Source organism: Polluticoccus soli, assembly GCF_029269745.1.
GTDB lineage: Bacteria > Bacteroidota > Bacteroidia > Chitinophagales > Chitinophagaceae > Polluticoccus > Polluticoccus soli.
Window position 1 is genome coordinate 346,984 of sequence record NZ_JARJHT010000001.1, and the last position, 21,971, is coordinate 368,954.

At 45.4% G+C, this 21,971-nt stretch carries 18 protein-coding genes; 4 read left to right on the top strand and 14 right to left on the bottom strand.

Going from position 1 to position 21,971, the window contains the following annotated elements; all coding sequences use genetic code 11:
• Positions 1-2 precede the first annotated feature (2 nt).
• Positions 3-923 (bottom strand): T9SS type A sorting domain-containing protein, encoded by a 921-nt coding sequence (locus P2W83_RS01770; RefSeq protein ID WP_276131962.1) that lies wholly within the window; start codon positions 921-923, stop codon positions 3-5.
• A 190-nt stretch (positions 924-1,113) separates the two neighbouring features.
• Complete coding sequence (gene amaB / locus P2W83_RS01775) at positions 1,114-2,646, bottom strand: L-piperidine-6-carboxylate dehydrogenase (RefSeq protein WP_276131963.1); 1,533 nt, start codon at positions 2,644-2,646, stop codon at positions 1,114-1,116.
• 170 nt (positions 2,647-2,816) lie between these two features.
• Between amaB and P2W83_RS01780 the strand changes: the two genes are divergently transcribed.
• On the top strand, positions 2,817-3,995 hold the full coding sequence (locus tag P2W83_RS01780; RefSeq protein WP_276131964.1) for a T9SS type A sorting domain-containing protein: 1,179 nt from the start codon (positions 2,817-2,819) through the stop codon (positions 3,993-3,995).
• 54 nt (positions 3,996-4,049) lie between these two features.
• Here P2W83_RS01780 and rfbC read toward each other — a convergent pair whose 3' ends face one another.
• The 10 genes from rfbC to P2W83_RS01830 all read right to left on the bottom strand — a co-directional run bounded on the left by rfbC (position 4,050) and on the right by P2W83_RS01830 (position 15,870).
• The gene (gene rfbC, locus P2W83_RS01785; RefSeq protein WP_276131965.1) at positions 4,050-4,595 is read right to left on the bottom strand and encodes a dTDP-4-dehydrorhamnose 3,5-epimerase; all 546 of its coding nucleotides are present in this window, start codon (positions 4,593-4,595) and stop codon (positions 4,050-4,052) included.
• Positions 4,596-4,599: 4 nt separating this feature from the next.
• Complete coding sequence (rfbG, locus tag P2W83_RS01790; protein WP_276133701.1) at positions 4,600-5,679, bottom strand: CDP-glucose 4,6-dehydratase; 1,080 nt, start codon at positions 5,677-5,679, stop codon at positions 4,600-4,602.
• Entirely contained in the window at positions 5,673-6,446 is a 774-nt protein-coding gene (gene rfbF, locus P2W83_RS01795; protein ID WP_276131966.1) for a glucose-1-phosphate cytidylyltransferase, read from the bottom strand. The genes rfbG and rfbF overlap by 7 nt, the downstream gene beginning before the upstream one ends.
• A gap of 116 nt (positions 6,447-6,562) precedes the next feature.
• On the bottom strand, positions 6,563-7,453 hold the full coding sequence (lolB1, locus tag P2W83_RS01800) for a lipoprotein insertase outer membrane protein LolB1 (RefSeq protein ID WP_276131967.1): 891 nt from the start codon (positions 7,451-7,453) through the stop codon (positions 6,563-6,565).
• The gene (locus P2W83_RS01805; RefSeq protein ID WP_276131968.1) at positions 7,446-9,182 is read right to left on the bottom strand and encodes a tetratricopeptide repeat protein; all 1,737 of its coding nucleotides are present in this window, start codon (positions 9,180-9,182) and stop codon (positions 7,446-7,448) included. Before P2W83_RS01805 ends, lolB1 begins: the two co-directional genes overlap by 8 nt.
• Positions 9,179-10,186, bottom strand: coding sequence for a sugar nucleotidyltransferase (locus P2W83_RS01810; protein WP_276131969.1), 1,008 nt, complete (start codon positions 10,184-10,186; stop codon positions 9,179-9,181). Before P2W83_RS01810 ends, P2W83_RS01805 begins: the two co-directional genes overlap by 4 nt.
• A gap of 35 nt (positions 10,187-10,221) precedes the next feature.
• Complete coding sequence (gene dut, locus P2W83_RS01815) at positions 10,222-10,659, bottom strand: dUTP diphosphatase (RefSeq protein ID WP_276131970.1); 438 nt, start codon at positions 10,657-10,659, stop codon at positions 10,222-10,224.
• Positions 10,660-11,173: 514 nt separating this feature from the next.
• Positions 11,174-13,333 (bottom strand): T9SS type B sorting domain-containing protein, encoded by a 2,160-nt coding sequence (locus P2W83_RS01820; protein WP_276131971.1) that lies wholly within the window; start codon positions 13,331-13,333, stop codon positions 11,174-11,176.
• Positions 13,334-13,423: 90 nt separating this feature from the next.
• Positions 13,424-15,100: an ABC transporter ATP-binding protein gene (locus tag P2W83_RS01825; RefSeq protein WP_276131972.1), complete on the bottom strand. Its 1,677-nt coding sequence runs from the start codon at positions 15,098-15,100 to the stop codon at positions 13,424-13,426.
• Entirely contained in the window at positions 15,100-15,870 is a 771-nt protein-coding gene (locus P2W83_RS01830) for an AMP nucleosidase (RefSeq protein ID WP_276131973.1), read from the bottom strand. Before P2W83_RS01830 ends, P2W83_RS01825 begins: the two co-directional genes overlap by 1 nt.
• Positions 15,871-15,951: 81 nt before the next feature.
• On the opposite strand from P2W83_RS01830, the gene P2W83_RS01835 reads away from it, so the two are divergent.
• The gene (locus P2W83_RS01835; protein ID WP_276131974.1) at positions 15,952-16,395 is read left to right on the top strand and encodes a type I restriction enzyme HsdR N-terminal domain-containing protein; all 444 of its coding nucleotides are present in this window, start codon (positions 15,952-15,954) and stop codon (positions 16,393-16,395) included.
• Here P2W83_RS01835 and P2W83_RS01840 read toward each other — a convergent pair.
• On the bottom strand, positions 16,375-17,982 hold the full coding sequence (locus P2W83_RS01840) for a S41 family peptidase (protein WP_276131975.1): 1,608 nt from the start codon (positions 17,980-17,982) through the stop codon (positions 16,375-16,377). The genes P2W83_RS01835 and P2W83_RS01840 overlap by 21 nt on opposite strands.
• Before the next feature lie 191 nt (positions 17,983-18,173).
• Here P2W83_RS01840 and P2W83_RS01845 point away from each other — a divergent pair, with 191 nt between their 5' ends.
• Entirely contained in the window at positions 18,174-19,022 is an 849-nt protein-coding gene (locus tag P2W83_RS01845; protein ID WP_276131976.1) for an N-acetylglucosamine kinase, read from the top strand.
• Positions 19,023-19,102: 80 nt separating this feature from the next.
• Here P2W83_RS01845 and P2W83_RS01850 read toward each other — a convergent pair whose 3' ends face one another.
• A complete protein-coding gene (locus P2W83_RS01850) occupies positions 19,103-20,797 on the bottom strand; it encodes an OmpA family protein (protein ID WP_276131977.1) in 1,695 nt (564 codons plus the stop codon).
• A 201-nt stretch (positions 20,798-20,998) separates the two neighbouring features.
• Between P2W83_RS01850 and P2W83_RS01855 the strand changes: the two genes are divergently transcribed.
• Positions 20,999-21,961 (top strand): polyprenyl synthetase family protein, encoded by a 963-nt coding sequence (locus P2W83_RS01855; protein WP_276131978.1) that lies wholly within the window; start codon positions 20,999-21,001, stop codon positions 21,959-21,961.
• The last annotated feature ends 10 nt before the right edge of the window (positions 21,962-21,971 follow it).

The window sequence follows — 21,971 nt, forward strand, 5'->3', positions numbered from 1 at the left end:
TGTTATTGCTTCACCAGTTTTCTGTTTGTTTTAGTTCCGTCTTCAAACTGGATATTTATAAAGTAAATGCCCGGTTCAAGAAAAACATGGAGGCTGTGGTTACCACGGGAAAGTTTCTTCCCGCTATACTTTATTCTGCCGCTGATATCTGTTATGCTTAACAATGCTATGTCAGCCGGACTTTTTACCTGCAACTCGTCACCAGCCATTGGATTGGGATACAAAACCAGTTCATCCCTGGTACTATTTATTTGTTGAATAGCTGTGGGGAAGCAGACATAAGCATAATTATTGGGATTGGGATTAAAGACGACCATATCATCGTAGTGATAGGATATGTTTCTGACAGGATACATTATACCTGGCATATATAACCCTAGGTTGCTTCCGGGGCCTCTAAGCCAGTATTCTGGATAGGATGTATCCTTGCCGAAATAAAACCTTTTTACGAATACCCCATTGGTTGCCTGTACGGAATCAATTTCAATAACTTTTTTATTAGCACCACTTTTCCATTCCAGGCTGTCTCCTATCTGCAAATTGAAATCATACAACAATGTATCGGTATGCCATGGCAGCATGTCCCATATACTTTTGTGAAAGTGAGCAAAACCAGGACCATCCAATGTATCGAGTTTATGAAAATAAACTTTGGAGGTATCCACTCTCAAACCACCAATGAGTTTTGGATTCACAACGTAACCGTTATCACACCATAGCGAATGGTAGTTTAAACCATTGATCAGCGTATCGTTTCCAGTATACAGAACTGCCTGAAAGTAAATAATGTTGCCAAAGCCGGTGCCATGCCACGAATATTCGCACCAGGTCGCACCTTTCCGGTAGAAGCTATCTAAAGACAACTGAGCCTTTGCCGGAAACAAAAGAGTTGATAAAATAAGGATAAGGAATAGCTTTTTCATAGGGTGGTTGTTACACTAGAAACATAAAGCACAAATCTGATACCAAATTGGAGCATTCCTAAATCTCATTGTCACAAATAAGTCAATACAATATCATATGACATGTTACGGAGATAGATGCCGTTTGGTATTATAAACTAATAAAAAAAGCGGGCAATGCCCGCTTCTAATAGTATAGTATTTAACGTCATTATACATGGAATTTAATACCCTGTGCCAGCGGCAACTGGTCGCTCCAGTTGATGGTATTGGTTTGACGGCGCATGTAAGCTTTCCAGCTATCAGAACCGCTTTCACGACCACCACCTGTTTCTTTCTCACCTCCAAATGCGCCACCTATTTCCGCACCACTGGTACCGATGTTTACGTTAGCGATACCGCAGTCGCTCCCTTTGTGAGAGAGGAATTGCTCTGCCTCACGCATATTCAGCGTCATGATAGATGACGACAAGCCCTGAGGCACATCATTCTGCATAGCGATCGCTTCATCAAGTGTTTTATACTTCATGATGTACAATATGGGCGCGAAGGTCTCGTGCTGCACAATAGGCAGGTTATTCGTCACCTCGTAAATGCAAGGTTTTACATAACAGCCACCTTTATAATCTTTACCTTCCAGTACACCACCTACCACAACGGCTTTACCACCCTGCTTTTTGATCTCACCCAGTGCATGGAGATAGTTTCCAACAGCATCTTGATCGATCAGCGGGCCAACGTGATTGCGCTCATCCAGCGGATTACCTATGCTCAGTTGCTTGTAAGCAGCCACGAGCTTTTTCTTGAAGGTATCGTACACTTTCTCGTGAATGATGAGACGGCGCGTAGTAGTGCAACGTTGTCCTGCAGTACCTACGGCACCAAACAAGCAGGCGCGCAGAGCGATGTTCAGATCTGCCTGCTCTGTAATGATGATTGAGTTGTTACCTCCTAATTCGAGCAAAGAACGACCAAGCCTTGCACCTACGGCGGCACCAACAGCTTTACCCATACGGGTAGAACCTGTAGCTGATACCAGAGGAACGCGTGCATCGGTGCTCATCAGCTCACCTACTTCACGACCACCGATCACCAGCCCGCAAACGCCTTCAGGTACTTTATTAGCCTTGAAAACTTCGGCAATGATATTTTGACAAGCTATTGCTGTGAGCGGCGTTTTTTCTGATGGCTTCCAAACGCAGGTATTACCACACACCCAGGCAAGGAAGCTATTCCAGCTCCATACTGCCACAGGGAAGTTGAATGCGCTGATGATACCAACCACACCCAGCGGATGCCACTGCTCATACATGCGGTGCATAGGGCGTTCGCTGTGCATGGTAAGACCATAAAGTTGGCGCGACAGGCCAACAGCAAAGTCTGCAATGTCTATCATCTCCTGTACTTCACCCCAGCCTTCCTGCAGGCTCTTGCCCATTTCATAAGACACCAGTCTGCCCAGCGGATCTTTGAACTTGCGCAGAGCTTCTCCCACCTGACGCACTATCTCACCACGGCGCGGAGCAGGCCACATGCGCCATTCTTCGAAAGCTGCCTGCGCTTGGGCTACTACCTGGTCGTATTCTTTAGCTGATGCGCTCTTTACAGATGCCATCAGGCTGCCATCTACCGGAGTGTATGAATCGATTTTTGTATCGCCTGTCTTAAGCCATTTGGTGCCTGTAGATGCACCCTGGCTCAGCTGGCCAATACCGAGAGTTTCAAGAACCTTGTTGAGTTTCATAAGGAATTAGAATTGCGGCAAAGCTAATACAATTTGAGTGCCAGCTAAAAACCACTCGTAGGGATGATCCTGACCAGGTTATTTCACGAAAAGCCATACGCAACTTATTGCTATTCAACATATTTATCGTTATCTTGTTAATCGGTTGTTAACACAAAACCTGGTGCCGTATGGGAAAACATTTACTTATAGTGCTGGCAATGATCACTCAATTTGCAACGAACGCTCAATCCTACAAAGGGTTATATGTCGATAACCTGGCGAAGATCATTAAGAACAAAAAGTCAACAGATAGTTTACTGAACTACGCGCAGAAGAACAATTACACCACATTGTCTCTTTACGATCTCTACCCTATCCATCAACAAAACAACCTAACATCTGTTGCTGGCTCAAAAGTGCTGGCCAATTTTATCAAGCTGGCAAAGACCAAGTACGGCATACAACAAGTGGCTGCCGTTGGCGAAAACTTCTGGTTCTTCAACACTATCATTCACGCCTATAACCAGTTGCACAATTTCAGTACCGAAAGGATAGACGTGTATAACCTGGAGTTTGAATTTTGGAATACCAGCCCTGCAATGGCTAGCTATATATGCAACAATTATTTGACACCTAATAATCTTCCTTGCACAGTGCAGGGAGCCTATACTTTTTACATAAGTGAGCTACAGAAGATACATGCACTGGCACAAACTGATGGCTGTGTTACGGAAACCTATATTGGCTGGCCTGACTCCATGCAGGCTGTGGGAATTATACCCCATGTTGACAGAGTGTTTGTACATGCGTATGTAAACAATCCTGCAAACACCTTCAGTTATACACAAGGCCGACTGGAAGATTTTGGAAGCACGGACAAAACTGTACAGATCATACCGCTGTTCTCGTCAGAACAAAGCTTTCTTGGCCCATGGCTGGCCAACAATGCAGAGACCGCGGTATTCAGCCAATACATCAGCGCTTATAACAGCACATCAGGAAGCTGGAAAGCACACATAAACATTGGCGGATACCAATGGTTCAAATACACTACAATGCCTTACAAATGGCCAGCCCAGTTTGCACACAAAGGAGATGCAGCTACTGGCATTGAGACAATTGACGAAAACGAATTCCGCATAGGGGTGGGTAATGGTACACTGAACATCTTTACAACAGCGACACAACCTGCAGCAATAGCCATCTATGACCTGTCGGGGAGGCTGATGCAGAACAGTGCACTACAACTATCGGACGGCATGGCACAGCTGACACTTGCCAACAACACCCCGGGCATGTATGTAGTTATGATTGCCGATGCAAACACAGGCAGCTTATTGCACAGAGGCAGGATAGTAATACAATAAGTTTACTTATATAAGAAGAAAGGCAAGCCGTATAGCTTGCCTTTTTATTTTGAGTTAGATATTGAATGGTGTTTGAAACTCCTGCAGTGTCACAAAGGACTGGTCTCTGCGCGAGATAACAGGGTTAGCGACGCCCCAGTCAAAACCAATGCTATCGTGACGTATCCCTGTATCATGTTCCTGACTGTATTCCGAAGAAACAAGATAGTAGGTGATCGCATCATCAGTCAGTGCTTTGAAGCCATGCGCAAAGCCCTCGGGTATATAATAGGCTTTGTTATTAGCGGCCGATAATTCTTCGGCGTGGTAACGACCGTATGTAGGTGAGCCTTTACGCAGATCGACAATCACGTCAAGGATAGCACCCTGGGGACAGAAAACGATCTTCGAGTGATGATGCGGAGGCAATTGGAAATGCATGCCGCGAATCACGTCTTTTTTCGACAACGAAAAATAGCTTTCGCGCAGTTTGAACTCTAAACCTTTATGCAATAGCGCACTTTTATGAAAGGTCTTAATGAATGTACCGCGATCGTCGCCAAAAGCAGGCATGTCGATCACGTAAGCTCCATGTAATTCAAGTGGGTGAAAATGCCACATAAGTTTATCCCTCCGTGAAATATTGTTTTATTTGCTGAAGACATTTTGTGTTTGCATCCTCTCTGCTGGCATACCAATTGGCGGTCCATTCGATAGCCGTTTGGGCATCCAGCTTAGGTTGCCAGCCCAGCGAATCATGCGCTTTGCTGCTATCCAGAAGAAGCAACTTAGCCTCGTGCGGGGCCTTTACATTCATTGCCATTTTGTATGTACCCTTACCGAAACGAGTCAGGAATATCTTAACGAGTTCTTCCACCCTTAGCATATCACTCTCATTGGGACCGAAATTGAACGCAGTGCTCAATTCCACAGGTTGCTCCGTCATGCGGGCCGCCAATAGCAAATAAGCGCCTAATGGCTCGAGAACATGCTGCCAGGGACGAATAGAGTTGGGATTGCGCACACCAACCGATTCATCAAACTCCAGCGCACGAACTATGTCTGGTATAATGCGATCGTCTGAATAGTCGCCACCACCTATTACATTGCCTGCGCGTACTGATGCGATGGCTTTACGATGTTCATTGTAGTTGTCGGGATGGAAGAACGAACGGCGGTAAGAATCGATCACGATCTCTGCCGCAGCTTTGCTGGCAGCATAAGGATCATAACCACCAAGCTTATCATCCTCTTTAAATGCTAGTCCACGCTCCGGATTCTCATACACCTTATCGGTAGTGATCATCAGCGCAACACAAGGTTTAGGTAGTGAACGGATAGCTTCCAGTACATGTACCGTGCCCTGTGTATTTACCATAAAGGTATCTACAGGTTGATCATAGCTACGGCGTACCAGCGACTGGGCTGCCAAATGGAAAACAAAATCAGGTTCAAAACGTACCAGCTCGCCTTGCAACAGGTGCAGATCACGCAGGTCGCCAATAATGGAGTTATAACAAAGCTCATCTCCATCAATTTGGTTGTAGAGATCGTTTGTCTTTTCAGGCGCCAGCGAGTAGCCTTTTACATCTGCTCCCAGCCAATGCAGTATCTGTATCAGCCAGGCACCTTTAAATCCTGTATGACCTGTTACAAAAACACGCTTGTTAGCAAATATTGACCGTAGGTATTGTTCGTTTACCATTTCTTCCAAAGTGGTTGGGTTTCCCAAAGATGTTCCAGTTCTTCTTTATCGCGCAGGGTATCCATACACTTCCAGAAGTCGTGGTGTTTGTATGCGTTGATCTGGCGATCGCGCGCCAAATCGTCCATTGGCTTACGCTCCCACATCATATCTTCCATGTTACCATCGAGGTATTTAGCGATCTCAGGCTCTAATACAAAGAAACCACCGTTGATCCAGGTACCTGAATCAGCTGGTTTTTCTTCAAAACTTTCGATTGTACCATCATCCTCCATCTTAATGACACCAAAACGGCTCGTTGCCTGGATGGCGGTCATCGTACATATCTTGCCGCTGGCTTTATGGTATCTAACCAGTTCGTCCAGATTCACGTTACAAACGCCATCACCATAGGTAAGCATGAATGGTTCGTTACCAACATAAGGCAATACACGTTTCAGCCTGCCGGCAGTCATGGTATCCAAACCGGTATCGATCAGCGATACCTTGAACGGCTCGGCAAAATTGTTATGCACCTGCAACGAGTTATTCGACAGGTCGACAGTAATATCTGTATTATGCAGAAAATAGTTAGCGAAGTATTCTTTGATGATCCATCCCTTATAACCCAGGCAAATAATAAACTCAGTGTGGCCGTAAGCGGCATAGATCTTCATGATATGCCAAAGAATAGGTTTACCGCCTATCTCTATCATAGGCTTAGGTTTCAGCGACGTTTCTTCGGAAATACGGGTTCCGCGACCGCCGGCAAATATCACAACCTTCATCCAAGAGTATGTTTTATGTCAACAAAATAAAGCAAAGAAATTAATCCCGCGCTCAAATGTAAAGCACTGGCAGGCAAACTACACAACAAAAGCCATTATTATGACTCCCTTAACTTCTATTTGAGCGTGTAGTTTTTGGGGATGGTAAACGGGAAATCGGTAGGGAGGTCAAATTCCGCTGTATTGAAATTCATGTCCAGGTAATATGGTTCACCATTGTTGCTCAGGTTAATTGCCCTGCTGGTGGCAAATCTGTGGCCTGATACCATGTCGTAGTTACCATACTGGATCATGCCTTCAGTCTGATTATCCCTGGTACGCATCTGTAGCGAGCGCATGGTGCTATCCGTCTTATTATAACTCAGTAATTGCCTGATACCACCATCTTCAGTCTCGATACTCAGAGTACCTCCAAAATCGCTTGCGTCCAGCGGCTGGCCGGCCTGGGTGAGCGCGTCGCCCAATATCAGGTTTTGCATGATGCGGAAGTTGACCGGCGCGGGCAACAGCTTATTAGCCTGGCTAATGTGCATCTTGTAGGCTTCGCGCTGCAAGTAATTGATCAGGAAAATGCTGTCGGGCGTAATGTACACACGGGCTACGTTCACTATACCACCCAGCGCCGTCACGTTTACCCAGATGATCTTATCCTTTTGTATACGAATGTTGGCTGTAAACTCCTGCTTTTGGCCGGTACCGGCATAGTGCATCTTTGCCTTGCCACTAAAAGTGCTAAACGAAGTTGATTTTTGCCAAAGTGGACTAAGTGTATTAATAAGCGTTTGTTTTTCTGTGGATACACCAGACTCTGGGGTAGGACTCTTAATCACAACCTCCGGCTTTACTGCAGGCTTTGCACCCGGCGTATCAACGGTAACCAGGCCATAGCGCTTCATTTTTGAGGAATCGATGATCTTTACCTGCCTGCGCACCGGCTGCTTTCCCACCTTACACGATGCGAACAACGCTAGTATTGGCAATAACATCCACAACGTGGACTTACTCATATATCTTCCGGTCTTGTATTTTTTTATTGAGCTGTTCATTTTCGCTTCCCTTTTCCTTTGCTTTTTTCCATAGGTCGAGGGCTTTTTCCTGGTTGCCAATCTTAAATTCAACATCTCCCAAGTGATCAAAAAGGGTACCGTCGGCATTTTGCGGATCCGCGTCTATAGCTTTTTGCAAATATTCCTTTGCGGGGCCAAATTTACCTTGTTTATACAGTATCCATCCATAAGTATCCATGAATGTTGCCTGCTCCGGCGACAGTTCGAGGGATTTTTTCGACATCTTCTCGGCAGCATCTAAGCGCTGACCTCTTACTGACAAATAGTATGCATAGTTATTAAGCACGGTCGGATTTTCGGGCACCAATTTCAACGCAGTTTCAAACGCGCTATCTGATTCTGAATACTGCCGGGCGCTGTTATAAGCATCGCCCAGGTACATGTAAATCTCCGCCAGTTGCTGCTTGTCTTCTTCAGGCTGCATATCAGCAGCCCTGTTGAAAGACGTTACTGCTTTTGTGTAGTCTTTCTTATTAGTGTAACCAATGCCGTTCAGCATATGCAGCACTGCCTGGTTAGGAAACAACTTCAATGCTTTTTCGCTATACACGATAAGCGAGTCAGCGTATTTACGTTCTGAGTAGTTAAAGAGGAAATTTCGCCAAACGGGAAAACGTGAAGGATCGATAGCCAGCGATCGTTTATACTGCTCCTGCGCTTTTTCGCGCTCATTATTCATAGACAACAGATCTCCATAAACACCTAATACTTCGGGTTTGTCTTTGTAGTTATCGGCTATGTGTTTAGCTATATCAAGCGCTTCTTTGCGTTGTGCAGCATCGTTGCCGATCTCCTGCATGTAGTTGACCAATAAAACGAGCTGTGTTTCTGCATCGAACGCCTTATTTAAAAGCGCCTTGCGCACGTAAATCTTGTAGTTTGCCGTATCATTTTTCTTCTTGTAATGATCGGCAATGCCCAACTGTACCGCGGGATCGTCGGGGAACAACTGCTCCCCTTTCTTCAGAACCTCAGTGGCCTTTTCCGGTTGTTTATTGTTGTCATAAATATCGGCCAGCAATGAGTAAAACTTACCTTCTGAAGGATTCATGTCAATAAGCTCCTGCACCACTTTAGCAGCGCCTTCCACATCGTTCATTTTCAGATACAGCTGATATTTCTGCATCATCATCTCTTCATCGCGGTCGGTTTTTTCTATCAGCTTGTCAATGGCAGCCAGTGACTTTTTATAATCGCCGGCACGCTGATGCAACAACGATGATTTCAGGAGATAATCCTCATTAAATTTCTCTTCAGCAGCAAGTTTGTCGTATATCTCAGCCGACTGGGTATACTCGTTTTTGAATGCAAGTATCTCAGCATACTGAGCCCTGTACCATTTATTGTCTTGCTCCAGTGCAAGTGCTCGCCTTATGTTATCAACTGCTTTATCCGGACGGGCGGGCAGGTTTAAACGTGCCAGGTCGTAATATGCCCCGGCTGCATCAGGCTTTATTTTGATCACCTGTTCCAGCAGTCGTTCAGCTTCTGCGTTATCGCCTTTGATGCGTGCTTTTACCGCATCAAAATAGAGCGCGTCTGCTTCAACGCCTTTCAACCCGGCAACCGAGGGTGTTTCACCCGGTTCCTGGGCAGAAAGATTACCCGCGACCAGTAGATTAATTATTGCAAAAAGACAAACCTGTCTCCAGTGGCGAAATCCGATCATATTTGAGTTGAAAAGTCGCCCAGACTTAGTTCACGGGGCTTTTCACTGTAATTTACGCTTTTCCCCAACATAGAATTTTGCAGCTGCATATTTTTAACAATACTCTCCTGCCCTACTATGCTGTCGGTTATTCTTGAGTCTTCAACAACTGCTCCTTTTTCGAGAGAAACATAAGGTCCCACTACCGAATTTTTAATCACCACGTTTTCACCAATGTAGCACGGTGCTATGATCACAGAATTTTCCAGCCTGGCAGAGGCTGCTATCAATTGCTCGCTGTCTTTCTTAATGTCGAGTATACGACGGTTGGTATAAACTGTAGCGTCTTTGTTGCCACAGTCAAGCCATTCTTCAACCTGATCAGTATAGAACTTCATGCCTTTTTTCAGCATGTGGTCCATTGCGTCTGTAATCTGGTATTCACCTTTCAGCTTGATGTCCTCATCAATAAGACGTTGCAGCTCTTTTTTCAGGTTCTCACCATCTTTAAAATAGTATACGCCGATGATGGCCAGGTCTGAGACGAACTCCTTTGGTTTCTCTACAAATGCTTCGATCTCTCCGACATCGTTGAGCTTTACAACACCAAAAGCTGAAGGATCGTGTACCTTCTGTGTCCAAATGATGGCATCTTTATTGGTGTCGATGCTAAACGTGGCTTTGAACAGAGTATCTGCAAAGGCAATAAACACGTTGCCTTTCAGGCTGTCAGCTGCGCAGAGGATAGCATGTGCAGTTCCCTGTGGCTCGTGCTGATAGCATATTTTCCCTGTGGCGCCGAGACTTTGGGCTACAGACAACAAGTGCTTTTCAACATCAGGACCAAAGCTGGGACCAATGATGAAGGCGATCTCGTCTACTTTTTCATTGCTGGTAGCCAGGATGTCCTCCACCAATCGCTGCACGATAGCTTTACCGGCTATTGGGAGCAATGGTTTTGCTGTAGTAAGTGTATGTGGCCTCATTCGTTTGCCCATACCCGCCATTGGAATAATTATGTTCATCTTTTAAGAAGTATTCTAAATGCTGTTTAATTAGGTTATACAGTACCGGAGCTACCAAAGCCACCTGCTCCCCTAACGGTTTCTTCAAGTCCGTCAACAAGGTCCCATGAGGCATGCTCATAACGCGCAATAACCATTTGGGCTATGCGTTCGCCATCAGTTATAACCTGGGGCTCGCGCGATAAATTGATCATCGGTACCATGATCTCGCCGCGGTAGTCACTGTCGATAGTACCAGGCGTGTTTACAAGCGACAGGCCTCGCTTGATGGCGAGACCACTTCGCGGTCGGATCTGCGCCTCATAACCATGTGGCAACGCCATGTAAAGTCCTGTGGGAATAAGCCTGCGCTCCATAGGTTGAAGCGTTACCTGTTGAGGTAACCAAGCCCTGATATCCATACCCGCGCTGCCGGTTGTTTGATATTCCGGTAGCTCATGCGGCGATTTATTAACTATCTGCACCTTTATCACGGGCGCAAAGGTAATTTAAAAGCAGTATTGCTCAAACCGGAATATGTTATTGCAGTAATATGAATTGACTGCTGTTGTAGTAGCGTCCAGCGTAGGATAATAAGACATCGCTGCCTTCAAAAAAAATAAAGTCGGAATTGCTGAGCCGTTTCAGATGACGTCTAACCTCAGTCTTCGACACACCGGTTTCCCGGACAATTAGATTCACGTTTATCGGCATTTGCTGGTCACGACTGCTGATCAAGCGGATAGTCCCTAGAATTTCCCAAGGTGTTGCATTACATTTTGCCGACCATCTCATTTTTAGAAACGCCTGCAGCTTACTAATTACCGATATGAACCAATGTACCATGACAAAAACCAAAGAATAATAAATTGAAATCGCCTTATATGTTATTAATGGATGAGCTTACTATTTCTCATTCAATAAGTTACATAGAAAAGACTATGCCAGCCCGTAACAAAAGAGAAGGGCAGCCATGGCCGCCCTTCTCTTTTGTTATCAAGATGTTTTCTACCTGATAAGGTGGAAACTTCCTTTTTTCTTTCTTATTTCCTGGTCTTCGCACATATATTCAATAAAATACATGTAAGTTCCAGCATCTTGCATAACGCCGTTATATCTTCCGTCCCAGCTAGCCCCGTTCGATTCGGCTTTATAAACTACCTGTCCACGGCGATTAGCCACCATAAACGACAATACCCTTTGTTTGCCTGGTGTAATCAACCTGAACAGATCGTTATGACCATCTGAGTTCGGAGTGAATGCATCCGGCATCATCACATCACAGCATTCTTTTGGATTGGCATATACACTATCCATCGACGAACACTTGTTCAGCCACCTATCAGTAACCCGAAGTGTAACATAGCCCGGCTCGGGTATCTCTGCCTCTACTTCATTGGTACTGTTGTTCAGGAAGTATAATACAGGGCGCCAGTCATAGATATAGTCCGGATGCGCTTTAGCAGCCAGCTGCGAAACACCTCCTATACAGAAATCGTTCTTCAGTGAGATGGTGGCATCGGGATATGCCCGCACGAACACCGATCGCGTAAACTCTTTAACCGGACAAAGTCTATCACTCTGTATGCCGAGTTTTATTTGTTTTTCGCCGCCGCTGCTCCATGCAAGCTTAAGTGGACTTACATAGGTTGTATCAGTCACATCCTTTTCATCAACTTTCCAATAGTAGAATGCATTTTCTTTAGTGATATTCAGAGATACCGTATCACCAACACAGGCGTAAACCGACGAGGCCTGGAAGAAAGGTAAAGGGGCATTGCGCACAAAAACATAATCAGAATCTTCGGTCTTACAACCATATGCTTCTGCAACCACTTTTATCTTCTTCAACCCAGGATAATCCCAAATGGCTGTTATGCTGTCTGTGAGTTTGCCCTTCGTAATGCTGCCACCGGCATCAAGATCCCAATAGCAAAGCATGTTATTACCACCTGTTGTGTGCGTCTGGATGACTTCGGCTGTATTCTGACAAATTGTATCAGGCGCAGCGATGTGCGTTTCCATGAACGGAATAACCTTAATATTCACGGTATCATAGTCATAACAGCCCACGGTATCCGTTATCTTCAGATAGTAGTTAACACTACCTGAAAATGTCGCCGTAGGTGTAGCACAAGTGGTACAGCTAAGTCCTGCGGCAGGAGACCATTCATAAGTAAAAGGTCCGTTATTACCTGTAACCTTCGGATTTATCAGCATGCTACCAGTGCCATTGCAAAGCACGGTGTCGGGTGCATTACTTTTAATAATAGACGACCTAACTTCTGCATACAAGGTATCAGCACAACCATAACCCGGATAAGGAGTCAACACTACCGGATAAATACTGCTTGTAGCAGCATTCGAAACCGTGATAGTCTGAGTGGTGCCAACAATTGAAGCAAAACCTGGCGCATACCAGGTATAGGCCTGGAAACCTGGAGGTGCTTTGAGTGTTGCGCTACCAACCTGGTTACATTTATAGGTAAAACTTTCAAACAGTTTGCAATCGAGGTCAATATAGCCATAACCAAAGTGCGCACCCAGGGAACAATCCCCTGTAGCGAAATCCACAGCCACCGTTCCGCCGGAGTAGCTTGATAGATCAAGACTGGCAGTGGTCCACTCTTTATAGTAGACGTTTACATTGGATGCAGACTGTTTAAAACCCGGAATGGTAGAAGAAGCTACAAAATCAAAACTGGCACATGAAATAGGCGTACCCGTAGTTGAATCGTATGCCTTCACCTCAAAGCGAGGTTGTTCGCTAACCGCATGGTTGGGATCCTCAAATACCACCGCGTAATTGAATATGAGAATATACTTGGTTGTACTCGTCGGCACATGCACAAAATAGCGTGCGCGTTCGGCTTGAGACCCTGTTGAGTTGTTTCCCAGCTTCAAAGAATATGCCCCCCCGGGTGCAACGATCGGGAACCCACCGTACGGATCGGTAGCCGCTCCGTTAGTCAGCACATGCCTGTTGGCTACAGGGCCAGAAAGCGTAGGCGTACTAATCGGGCAACACGAGCCGGTATAAAACTGCCAGCTGTTCAGGTTACCATCCTCAAAATTGATATTGGGCGGGCAATTGACAGAAGTCTGCGCAAAGCCGAAGTATCCTACGTGTAATAATAACACGAGTAGGAAAGAACGTATAGAGATCATAGGAACGTGTTAAGATTAGGTAAATATAGCCATACATATGGAAATTTCCCAACAGAAATGTCCAATCCCAAAAATTTCCGTTTATACTTCTTAGTGAACTATGGATGCGACCAGCTTTTGCGTGTATTCATGCTGGGGATTGGTCAACACCTGGTCGACATTGCCACTTTCTACAACCTGACCAGCGCGCATAACTATCACGCGGTCGCTGATATAATGAACCACTGACAGATCGTGGGATATAAACAGGTAAGACAGATCAAACTCTGCCTGGAGCTCTTTAAGCAGGTTTAGTATCTGCGCCTGTACGCTAACGTCCAGCGCAGAAACGCTTTCATCACAGATCAATAGTTTTGGTCTTAGCGCCAGTGCCCGGGCAATACCTAATCGCTGGCGCTGGCCACCTGAAAACTGGTGCGGATAACGTTTATACGAGTCGGCAGGTAGCTGTACGAGGTCAAGTAGACGTTTTGCTTCGCCAACACGCTCTCGGGAAGGCACAATATTGTGCACACTTAACGGTTCTATCAGCATATCACCAACGGACATGCGAGGATTAAGCGAGGCAAATGGATCCTGGAATATCATCTGGATATCCTTTCTCACTTCGCGCCATTGAGCTGTAGAAAGAGATGCTAGATCTTTGCCATCAAAGATCATTTCGCCCTCACGCACGGGCAATAATCCCATGAGACTGCGGCTTACCGTGCTTTTACCGGAACCGCTTTCGCCAACTAGCCCTAGCACTTCTCCTTTCCGCAAAGTAAAAGACACGCCGTCTACTGCCTTGTAATAATGCAAAGGTTTTCCCAGCCAGTTCTTTTCGTCGGCAAACCATACTTTGAGATCATTGACTACCAGGATGTCCTTGTTATCATTGATAGGAGGCGAAGGAAATGTCCGTGCTGCTTTTTCCTCACTGTATCTACCTTCCATAAAGTCTGCTATCACCGGCAACGGACTTCCTTTATGTTCAGCAGACGGCTTACAAGCTACCAGCGCCTGGGTGTATGGATGCTCTGGCGCGTGAAATACTGCAGCGGCCTTTCCATACTCTACCGCTTCTCCTCTGTACATTACCAATGCATCGTCTGCTATTTGGGCAGCGAGCGCCAGGTCGTGCGTAATGAAGATCATTGCGATCTTACTCTGCTGTTGCAGTTCCTGCATCAACTCTACCACTTCTTTCTGAACCGTGACGTCCAATGCAGTTGTCGGTTCATCGGCTATTAGCAATGCGGGCCTGTTGCACATCGCCATAGCTATCATCACACGTTGTTTCTGTCCGCCCGATAGCTGGTGTGGGTATCTATGATAGATCCGTTCAGGATACGGCAACTTTACCCTGCTCAGCCAGTCGATAGCCAGCAGCTTCGCTTCCCTCGTGGAAATCGCCTGGTGTTCGAGTATACTTTCGGTAAGCTGCTTACCTATCTTCATCACAGGGTTCAGCGAGCTCATAGGCTCCTGGAAAACCATACTAATCTGCCTGCCGCGGATCCGCTGCCATTCAACGGATGAGGCACCAATCAACTCCTGTGACCGTTCGGTTTTTAATTCGATACTACCTGTAACTCTTGCATTAGACGGCTGCAAGCCCATCAATGACAACGCCGTAAGTGACTTACCGGAACCGCTTTCGCCCACTATTGCCAGCGTTTTACCGGCCCCTAGCGAAAACGACAAGTTGTTTACAGCAATGAACTGCTGTTCGCCTCCGAATGCGATGCTTAGATCTTGCACCGATAAAACCGGGTGTTCGTGCATCAGAATTTCAGGTGTTTAACTGTCAGTCCATCGTTGATCAATTGTTTCAAAGAATCTATGCCAATGCGAACATGCATCTCAACATATTTGTTGGTCACAGCGGTATCGCCCTCTGCTGTTTTTACACCTTCAGGTACCATCGGCTGATCTGAAACCAGTAGCAGAGCTCCGGTAGGTATCTTATTATAAAATCCGACAGAAAATATCGTAGCGGTTTCCATATCGATTGCCATGGCTCGTATACGGCGCAGGTAATCTTTAAATCCATCGTCATGCTCCCAAACCCGTCTGTTCGTCGTGTAAACCGTGCCTGTCCAGTAGTCTCGTGCGTAATCCCTGATGGTAGTTGAAATAGCTTTTTGCAGTGCGAAAGACGGTAATGCTGGCACCTCGGGTGGAAAATAGTCGCCGCTGGTACCGTCGCCCCTGATGGCTGCGATGGGCAATATCAGGTCTCCTACTTTATTCTTCTTTTTTAAACCCCCACATTTTCCAAGGAACAACACAGCCTTTGGATTAATAGCCGACAATAGATCCATAGTAGTGGCAGCGCTGGCACTACCCATTCCAAAATTGATCAGCGTGATCCCATTTGCCGTCGCACACTGCATAGGTTTGTCCAGCCCAATAATGGGAACTTGGTGCATGTCTGCAAACAACTTTACATAATTGCTAAAATTGCAAAGCAGGATGTAGCCGCCAAACAAATCCAGATCCTGTCCTGTATACCTTGGCAGCCAGTTTTGTACAATTTCCTGTTTGGTTTTCATATCTCTATTAAAATTAGTTCAAAAAACATACCGCAACAGCTGTTGTCTGTTATTAACCCGGAGTTTTTACTTTTACCCCTGATGATCAGCCTCAATTTTTCAGAAATTAATCTAAAATTCAAACAGGAGAAGGGAAAGACATTTGTATTTGACCCTGTTAGAAAAAGATGGCTGGTACTGACACCCGAAGAACATGTCAGGCAATACATGCTCGGATATCTGAAAGAAATAATGAACTATCCTTTAAGCCTCATTGCTGTAGAAAAACGTATACTGGTAGGCACCATGATGAAGCGTTATGACATTGTAGTACACGACAGGAACCACCAACCCTGGATGCTGATAGAGTGTAAGGCCCCTGAAGTGCCTATATCAGAAAAGGCACTTAACCAGTTGTTGCAGTACCATAGCACTATTCCATGTTCTTATTGGGTATTGACCAATGGGCACCAAACATTTTGCGCTGATGCCTGTGACGTATACGCCATTAAATGGCTGGACCAGTTACCTGTTTATAAGGGCTGAGTACTTGCGGTTGTAGAACGTCTCAAGAGCACGCTGTACCACATTATCGCTCTTTGTTTGCACGGAGTAGTAACCATTGTTTTGAAACAGAATACGTGCAAGCTGTGCCTTTAAATGTTGCCGGAAGTACTGAGCGCTGGCAGCGTTTGTTAAGATAGCCTGGGTGGATCTGCGCATTTGCTGATTTAAGCCAGCTACGTATCGTTCTACCAACACGGCTGCATCAAACCCTGCTTGGTACTGAGCGATCGTTTTATAATTCATTAGCTCGCTACGGTGGTGCATAAAATAATCCCACACGAAATTCCTGACATTATCGCTGAAAGTAACATTGAATACGCCCGATGAAAGTCGCGCGGTATCATAAGGCACATATATATCAGGTTTGATACCTCCACCGCCATATACAGGGCGTTTTGACGAAGTGTAGTAAATTGAAGTATCGCCCTCGTTAGTGGTATCCGTTCCCGTGAGTTCGCCCGTTTCGAAACGGTGGGCGAAATCCGCTGCATATGCCTCTTTCCCTTTTGCAAACGAACGCTGAATGCTTCGACCCGAAGGAGTATAATATTTAGCAACGGTCAGCCTCAGGCCAGAACCATCGTCCATATCGTACTGCTCCTGCACTAAGCCTTTTCCGTATGTACGGCGGCCTACAATTACTCCTCTGTCCCAATCCTGCACGGCACCAGCCAGGATCTCGCTGGCAGAGGCTGAACTCTCATCAACCAGTATCGCCAGCTTACCTTTTTCAAATATGCCTTGCCTGTTGGCCTTATAATCTCTTCGGGGAGAGCTTTTGCCTAAGGTATAAACCAACAGTTTTTCATCATCGATAAAATCGTCGGCAATATTGGTTGCGGCATCAAGATATCCTCCTGGGTTTTGACGTACGTCCAAGATCAGCTGCTTCATACCGTGAGCCTTCAGGCCTTTCATGGCTTTTTCAAACTCTTCATAGGTTGTTGCTGCAAACCTGTTGATCTTGATAAAGCCAGTTATGCTGTCGAGCATGATACTGGCGTCTACACTGTAAAGCGGAACAATGTCGCGCTTGATTGCTACTTGCTTGAACTCACCGGAGGAAGGCTCTTTTAGTGTCACTAACACCCTGCTGTATTGTTTACCTTTCAGCATTCCGATAATGCGTTCGGAAGTAATTCCGGTACCAGCTACAACACTATCTCCTACTTTAATAAGCTGATCACCAAGACCAACACCAGCACGCTCAGCAGGGCCCTGAGGAATTACCGAGGTTACCTGTATCGTGTCGCGAATAATTGAGAATTCGACACCTATGCCGAAGAAGCCACCTTCCAGATCTTCGTTAACTTCATCGTACTCAGAGGCTGTTATATAAACTGTATGCGGATCAAGATGACTCAAAATGCCCCTAATCGCGTCTTCGTAGAGCAGGTTGGTATTTACCGTATCGACATATTTTTCGCTGATCAGGTCGATGAGTTGCTCAAGTCGATCGTTGCGTTCAATAACTGTTTGTATATCGCGCTTCTTCCGTAATGTATCGCGCAGGTTAAAACCCAATACCATGCCGGCAATAAGGATCACAGCGAACAGCAATGGCATCCAGACTTTTAACCTACTCGACCGTTTTATGTCCATTTTTCAAAAAAGTAGCGCAAAGTTAGCAGCATTTTACTGATTAAATTATAATCCATAAATATTAAGCCATAAGGAAATAGAGGCTTGCGAACATTAACGATTAGGATTAGGAAATTGTTTTCAGGAACTGCAAATTTGTATATCAATACTTGCCCATGCCATCATTACTCCTTGCCGAAAGCGGTTCAACAAAAACCGACTGGTGTTTTATACAACGCGGGAAAAAACCTGTGCACTTCAAAACTTCAGGCATCAACCCATATTTGCAGACACACGAAGAGATCACGTCAGTATTGGAGCAAGAACTTGGCTGGAATTCTAAAACTCAACTGGACGGTATAGCTTTCTATGGCGCAGGCGCAGGCCAGGAAACTAAGAAGGAAGAACTCACCTTTATACTCAGGCAATATTTCGGCATTAAGAAAATAGACGTTCAGTGCGATATGATGGCTGCCGCGCGGGCTATGTGTGGCGAAAAAAAAGGAATAGTATCTATCCTGGGCACCGGCAGCAACTCTTGCTATTATGACGGAAAGAAGATAAAAAGCCGACAGGTATCGCTTGGGTACATAGCCGGCGACGAAGGCAGTGGCAATGCACTCGGTAAAAAAGTACTTCAGTACTATGCTTACAATACGTTCGATGCTGAACTGAGAGCAGCTTTCGAGCATTTGTTTGGTGATGATATAGCCGTAATAGTCAACAAGTTGTACAAGGAACCGTTTCCAAACCGCTACCTGGCTACCTTTGTAACGTTGCTAAAACAAAACCGTGGGCATTTTATGGTGGAGAATATTATAGAAGATTGTCTCGGTGATTTCTTTTACCAGCACATCCAGAAATACCGCGAGAGCTGGAAGTTACCTTTGTATTTCACCGGTTCTGTATCCTTCGAGTTCAAAGATGTGATCTCAGCACTTTGTGATCAATACGAATTTGAACTTGGCAGCATCGAAAAGGCCCCACTCGAAGGTCTTATCGCATACCACAAGCAGCAACTCTAGAAAGTACCTTTTTTTAAAAAAAATAACGACAATAAAAAAGCCCCGCAAAATGCGGGGCCTTTTTTCATTATCGGAAGATATTAATCTCTCCTCAGGTTAGGGAATGGAGGTGCTACGTTAGCAGGACCTTCTTCACCTTGCATTGCAGAACGATACATTACAGAGTTTGCATCGCCAGCCTGACCGTATTGGAAGATAAAGCGGTTACGATCGATACCGTGTTTTTCGCTCATGTACTCGATGATGCGGTTAACGCGATCCCAAGAACGCTGTTGCTGAACTTTGCTTGCGTTACCAGAACCTGTAATAACTACTTTACAAGTTGGGTTAGCTTGCATTTGAGCAGCCAGGGTAGCCAGCATAGCTTGAGAGCTAGTACGGATGTTAGAAGAGTTGTTGTCGAATGTAATGCTACCAGCACCGATGTTAGCGCAAGCAGATACAGTACCACAACCTTCTGGACAAGGACATTTACCAACGCCATCAGCATCAACTGGTTGGCAATATGTTGGAGTGATCAGTTCTTTATCGCGATCATCAGGAACGCCATCACCGTCAGTATCCATTGGGCAACCGTGAGTATCAACGGCAACACCAGCAGGAGTACCAGGGCATTTGTCGAACTGATCAGTAACACCATCACCATCTGAATCAGGCAGAACCGGATCAGGCAGGATCATATGACGTGGGTAGCTCAACTCATTGTAAGCATGATCCAGAGGATTCATCCAGTACAGAGGCTCAACGTGTGTACGGCTGTTACCGATATTAAAGTTCAGACCCAGAGACAGGTAGTTCAGACCATCCCAACCTGGAGTCAGAGCCTGGCCGCTCCAGCGGTGACCATCCAGCAGGTCGTCACCTGTACCGAATGAATAACGGTCTTCGATAGCCAGGTTGATGCGTTTGCTCAGGCGGAACTGAGCACCAGCACCGATGCTTGGAGCAAAACCAACCAGCTTGTCGTCGAACATAGTTGTACGATCAGCATCAGCGTTAGGGAATGCAGACGTTTCATACGAACCGTCCAGGATATCGTCGAAGATATCGCGGCGCTCACCCCTATCAACTACATTACCAGCTTGATCCTGGAATGCGGTTCCGTAAGGAGTCAGGCTAGCATCCAAGGCATCAACGCGTGTTTTATAAGCCCTGAAACCAAGACCTATATAACCATAAAGTGATGCTTTGATACGTGCTTTATGGAAGTTGATATTGTTGATCGAACCCATGATGTCAAAGTTCAGGCTGTGCATCTCTGTGCGGTAGTTACGCGCCACAAACTGATTGTTTGCAGTGTAGCTATAACCGTTTGAAGCGCCGTTCCATGCTGGCTCGAGACCTACATACTGAGGGCTGGCCAGATCATGATCCAGACCTTTACCAATGCCGTAGATATACTGCAGACGTGTAGACACTACATAACCCCATGCTTTACGTACGTGTGCATGGAAGCCGTAGCCACCGCCATTGGTTAACCACAATGATGGAACATCGCCATTGATGTTGAAAGCACCGCCACCTACACCTACTTCCCACATGTTACGTGGTTTAGGAGGGAAGGCATCCTGGTGGTTCATGTAACGACGATACTGATCCAAACGGCCGTTTGAATAGTAGCTTGAATCCAGAACATCATAACCCTGACCACGATAAGTCATATCGCGGCTAGACCATTGGGCTGACGTTGAAGATCCACTCTCTTGAGCATACGCCGGTTGCCCCAGGAAGGCAGAGCAAAGACCAGCTAGCAATAGGTACTTTTTGTTGACCATAACAGATTTGTTTATTTAAACAATTTTGGTTAAATTATTAAATATATGCCAAAGGTATAGTACACCTTTGAAAAGAACAAAAATATTAAAAAATTGTTTTTGGCTTTTAAATTACGGCTTATTCAAGTTTTATGCCAAAAAAGTACTTTTATTAATTGTAAGCTTCTGCGACATTTGCAAGCTATACGATATGCCATCTAAATGGAGCTTGTAAAAAAGGTTATTGGTTCTGAACTGACCATTTTTGAAAGAAAGTTTGCGGAGAGTGTAAAGGGGTCCAATCCTTTACTCGACCGCATTATGCGCTTTATAATCAGAAGGAAAGGTAAGCAAATGAGACCTATGTTTGTTTTTCTCTCCGCTAAGATCGCTGCCGGTATAAATGAAAGTACATTTAGAGCTGCCTCGCTCATAGAACTTTTGCACACTGCTACCTTAGTACATGATGATGTGGTTGATAATGCGATGATTCGTAGAAATTTTTTCTCAATAAACGCATTATGGAAGAACAAAATAGCTGTGTTGGTGGGCGACTACTTGTTATCGAAAGGGTTATTGTTGTCGCTGCAAAATGATGATTACCAGATTTTACAAATAACATCCAGGGCTGTAAAAGAGATGAGCGAGGGCGAACTGCTGCAGATGGAAAAAGCACGTAAGCTTGATATAAAAGAGGATGTCTATTTTGATATAATTCGTGCAAAAACCGCGTCCCTGCTGTCTGCGGCCTGTTCAGCAGGTGCTTACTCAGCCACGGACAACAAAGAAACAGCCGAATACTTCAGGCAATTTGGTGAAAATATCGGCATTGCTTTCCAGATCATGGACGACCTGTTCGACTACGGCGCCGAAGCCATAGGAAAACCTACCGGTATCGATATCAAGGAGAAGAAAATGACGTTACCCTTAATATACGCTTTGCAAAACGCTGATAATCATACCAAAAGAAGGATAATTTATATAATTAAGAACCAAAATACTGATCGGGAAAAGGTTCAGGAAGTTATCAGTTACGTTCAGCAGTCGGGAGGTATAGATTACGCAACGAAGAAGATGAAAGAATACCAGGAAAAAGCACTGCAGATGCTCGACAAATACCCTGACTCCGATGCCAAAGCGGCCATGAAAGAGCTGGTCAACTATGTAATAGCCCGGAAATATTAGAAAAAAACCG